The organism is Pseudotamlana agarivorans (genome assembly GCF_001642835.1).
Taxonomy (GTDB): Bacteria; Bacteroidota; Bacteroidia; order Flavobacteriales; family Flavobacteriaceae; genus Pseudotamlana; species Pseudotamlana agarivorans.
Map to the genome: position 1 here is coordinate 1 of NZ_LXEI01000033.1, position 1,577 is coordinate 1,577.

At 35.5% G+C, this 1,577-nt stretch carries 1 protein-coding gene; it reads left to right on the forward strand.

All coding sequences use genetic code 11. The features are described from left to right. On the forward strand, window positions 1–1,577 hold a 1,577-nt coding region (locus A6I66_RS16170), incomplete at both ends, for a TraG/VirB4 family ATPase (RefSeq protein WP_067151878.1).

Consider the following 1,577-nt stretch of genomic DNA (forward strand, 5'->3'; position numbering starts at 1 on the left):
GTCAAATCTTCCTGAAATATACAGTTTATCCGAAAAGGATTTTGAAGACCTTCATGGAACCTGGTTCCAAGCTTTTAAATCATTGCCTGTAAGCACGGTCATACATAAACAAGATATTTATGAGAAGGCAGAGTTTGATGGTTTGGCACTACCAAATGAAAGCTTTTTAGAAAAAGCCACAGCAGATTATTTCAATGGCCGTCAATACCTCAAACATGCATCCTATTTGTTTTTTGTGTTGCCACTGGGAGGCTCGATAAACGCAGCAAAGTTTACTAACCCATTTCGGAAGATCGAAAAAGGTATCCATAAGCCCTTGGATCACACAGTAAAAGCATTCATTAACGCGGTAAATGATGCTGTTTCCTATATAAATAACAGCCGTAAACTGACTTTAATGCCTTTAGATGAAAATGAAATTTTTTCACTTACGAACACGTATTTCAATGGCTTTAACACCGGTTTTGATACCGATATTCAGCTTAAAAAATCCGATATTTCTGTAGGGGAACATCATTTTGATGTACTGGCCGTAAACAGTGAGCGCTGTTTTGGAGATGTCGTACAAAGTAGTAAAACCAACGAAAAATTCACATCCGATAATTACACCTTTCATCAAGGATTTATAGACGGTCTGGGACTTAGTATCCATGAAAATCATATGGTCAATCAAATTATCTACCTAGATGATAAGCACAAATGGCAAAAGCATCTCGATAAAAAAATCGAAGAACTCAAGAAGAGTTCGAATTTTGGAACGCAGAATAAAGTAATTTTAAAAAAGATTGAAGCCATTACTGCAATTATTAATGAAGATGATAGTTCTCGAATAATTCGAGGGCATTTGAATATTATATTTTGGACGGATCAAGTCAAAGATTTAAATCGAATTGCTTCCAAAATAAAGGCCGAATTTAAAGAATTGGATATTTTACCCTATTATCCCAAAGGTGAAGAGCGCAAGCATTATTTTCTGAACTCCTATTGTTGTTTTTCATCTAATTTTTCGAATGAAGATGTCTATGTAACCGATTTAAAACACGCTCTGTGTTTATATATCAATAACAGCAATTACAAAACAGATGCCGCTGGTATTATTTTTAATGACAGGCAGCATAATATACCCGTTCTAAAAGATGTTTGGGATGAGGGTAAAAAACGCATTAAGGCCAGGAATTTTGCCATTTTTGCTCCCACAGGAGAAGGTAAGTCCTTTTTAGCCAATAATATTTTACGTCAGTATTTTGAATCTGGTGTCAGATTAGTGGTCATTGATTTAGGAGGTTCCTATTCCAAGTTTGCAAAACTTTACCCCGATGATCATATTATTTTACGCTATGAGCAAGGAAAGAATTTAGGGATTAATCCTTTCTATAGAGCTTCAGATAAAGCACTAACCCCCGAACATTTGGAGGATTTAGGTGTCTTTATTTTAGAACTACTGGCCTTAGGTAAAGACACCACAAAAGCAGAAGAAGTTGCTATAAAGAAAGTGCTAAAATACTATTACCAGACGGTTCACTCTAACCATTCATTAGCCAGCTTATATCAGTTTGTAGATGATAAGAAAGATACCC